Genomic DNA, 2,811 nt, shown 5'->3' on the forward strand with positions numbered 1-2,811 from the left:
CATGCGTTGCTAGCATCCGATGCAGTGGCCAGCCGAGGGAGAAAGAGCGGCTCCAGGCTGTCCCTCAGGTCAGGCGCTTCTGAATAGCTGACGCGGAATACTCCGCCCACGCTGTCTATTAGCCGGCAGAGGGATTGAAGCGGCTGAAATACGGCTGACTGAGAGGAAGTTTCCGGAATAAGCGCCAACACAGCCTCCACGAGAGACACTGGCTCGATCACGGGCAGTTGGTAGCCCGAGCCTTCAACCCTGTTCAGGAGCGCGATGGCCGCGATGCGAGGTTTGTCCGGTGCGACTTGCAGGCCCAACGCGTCCGGGCCCACCTGAAGTTTGGCGGCACCGGGCGTTCCCTGTTTAACCGAAAGGGGCTTCGGGTAGGGCACCACACTTCCATCGACCTGAATCGCGACCGTTTCATCCGTTATATAGCCGAAGGTTCGAGCGAGCTGCGTGGACGCTGTGGTTTTGCCCGTGCCTGACTTCGCCACCAGCGCAATGACGGCGCCGTCCGCATCGGCAACACCGCAGGCGTGGAACATGGTTAGCTCTCCCGCACGTTCGAGGATGGCGGCGGTGGTGACTTCCGAGGTCACGGCTTCAGCCAAGCCCTCAAACGTATCCGAGCCGAGGTGCCTCACACCGCCGTCGGGCCCCTTGGAATCAAAGAAGACGGAGGCAGTAAAGGATGCAGTAAAGGGGAGGGTCGAAGTTCCGGGTCTTGTTGCGCTTGCGACAGACTGCCTGTGATCGCCGAGACACCGGCTCCAAGCCTCAAACATGGAGCACCGCTGGCCAAAACTGACGGCTGGACCCCACCGAACTACACAGGGTACGCCCAGAACATTAAGATTCAAGTCACCCGGGGCCCTCAAAAGACTTTACCGATCACTTGCACTCCGCCCAGGGCCCGGGAATGGGCCCTGTCAAAATGCAGCGATGCGATGGCGTCGGCCGTGTCAGACCTTAACGCCACCATCGGGCGTCCACACCAAGAGACTCGTTCCGACAAAACGCCCCCAAAGTATTCCCCGAACTTCTGACACTAGCCATTAGACCACTGTTGGTATGCCAAGCTCAGCTGGTCCTGCGGCAATTGTTCGTTCGGTCTTAGGACAAGAGGACGGACGATGTGATGGTTAGAGCGGCTCGGCCCGGCAGCGTGAGAGTAACGGCAACAGTGAACTCTCGGGGGGCGCTGGTAGATGGCCCGCGGTAGTAAAAGCCCATAGGGAAAGATACGAATTCATTGCTCTGCACGGTCTTCGTGTAGCTGAAATTTGCGGTGTATATGTTTGCGTCTTTTGGTGCACCCGTCTGATTTCCAGAGAGGTTCACGTTAGTCAATGGTGCCTGCGCGGTGAATGTTTTGACACCCAGTGCGGGATCAGCCTTTGCTGCCTGGCTGGGGGAGATCCTAATTGAACCGCTAATGGGGCTTCCGATTGCGCCAGAAGTGTTCTGGATGTGGAAACCTATGGGGCCAGTCGCAGACTTAGAAGCACTCACTCCGTCGAGGTTTGAGACGGTTATAGCGTTCAACGCCGCGTAGTCAAACGCCACGAGCGCAGACTTCGCCGACGCAGCAGCGGCCGGCGCTGCAATGGCTGCTGCAATCACGGGCACACTCCATGCTGCGCCCTTAACAACGGCACGGCGGTCGAAACTGGCCCTCGGTGCAGCCAAGCTCTTGATCTCCGACATCTTTTACCCCAGGTTCTCGTGCGGCGAACCCCCCCATGGGGCCAGCTCCTGCCGAGTGACTCGGCATCCTTGGACGACTGTACGCAGAAAAACGTGAATCTTCAATATCAAGCTTCTTAAATATCAAGATCCTCAGAAATAGGCCCTATGTCCTGTCGGCGTCCATAAGTGTGTCCGCGCGGCTAAACTCGGAAACCTGCCGCCGGCACGAGTCTCGCTACTGGAAGTTGGGAAAACCTTGGATGCGCTCCACCCCGTCCGGATCCTGACGGTCTGCACCGGCAACATCTGCCGCTCGCCCGTCGCCGAGCGCCTGCTGCAGGCGGGGCTGGACCAGGTGCAGCCCGGCGCCTTTGTGGTGCGCAGCGCCGGAACGCGGGCGATGGTGGGCGATCCGGTCCAGCCGCCCTCCGCGGACATCATCCGGACCTACGGCGGGACCCCGGACGGCTTTGCGGCTCGGCTGCTGACGCCGAAGATCCTCAGGGAGTCCGACCTCGTGCTGGCAATGACGGCCAAGCACCGCGGGGACGTGATGCAGATGGATGCCTCCCTGCTGAAGCGCACCTTCACCATCCGTGAATTTGCCCGGATGCTGCAGGTCCTGGAACAGCGCGACGCGCCGTCGGCCGCCGCCGACCTTCCCGCGTTTTGGCGGTCACTCCCGGCCCGCGCGGCCTCCGTGCGGCACCTGTCCCTGGCCCCCGAGGCCTCCGACAACGACGTGGTGGACCCCTACCGGCGCGGGCCGGAGCTGTACAACCAGATGGAGGACGAGCTCGCCCCGGCCATCCTCACCATCCTGCGGTTCGCCCGCCAGCACGGCTGACCTTTTAACCTCTCTGCCGCCCGCATCATTTGGCCGACGGCGGTGGTAGTGTCCGGCCATGGGAACGTCGCCGGAACCAGCAGGACCAGCCGCAGGCTCAGCCGCGGCACCGGGCGGATTGCACCGCCGCCGCACCATCGTCCTCGCCGTCATCGCCGGGCTGGTGGTCCTCGCCGTCGCCGCCGCGGCCTTCCTGCTGAACCGGCCGCGCACCGAAACCGCAGCCCCGGTGCAAACCTCCGCCCCGGCACCGGAGACAACGCCGCCCACCACCCCGGAAC

Annotated in this window: 2 protein-coding genes and 2 pseudogenes; 2 read left to right on the forward strand and 2 right to left on the reverse strand. The window is 62.3% G+C overall.

Going from position 1 to position 2,811, the window contains the following annotated elements; genetic code table 11:
- A pseudogene (locus BJQ90_RS16960) lies at nt 1-605 on the reverse strand (hypothetical protein); the annotation flags it as partial.
- Between the two features lie 502 nt (nt 606-1,107).
- Nucleotides 1,108-1,701: a hypothetical protein gene (locus BJQ90_RS16965; RefSeq protein WP_226761384.1), complete on the reverse strand. Its 594-nt coding sequence runs from the start codon at nt 1,699-1,701 to the stop codon at nt 1,108-1,110.
- 238 nt (nt 1,702-1,939) lie between these two features.
- Between BJQ90_RS16965 and BJQ90_RS16970 the strand changes: the two genes are divergently transcribed.
- Both BJQ90_RS16970 and BJQ90_RS16975 read left to right on the forward strand, forming a co-directional pair.
- Entirely contained in the window at nt 1,940-2,530 is a 591-nt protein-coding gene (locus BJQ90_RS16970; protein ID WP_226761385.1) for a low molecular weight phosphatase family protein, read from the forward strand.
- Between the two features lie 58 nt (nt 2,531-2,588).
- A pseudogene (locus tag BJQ90_RS16975) lies at nt 2,589-2,811 on the forward strand (hypothetical protein); the annotation flags it as partial.

It is taken from the genome of Arthrobacter sp. SO3, assembly GCF_020532825.1.
In the GTDB taxonomy this organism is placed as follows: domain Bacteria; phylum Actinomycetota; class Actinomycetes; order Actinomycetales; family Micrococcaceae; genus Arthrobacter.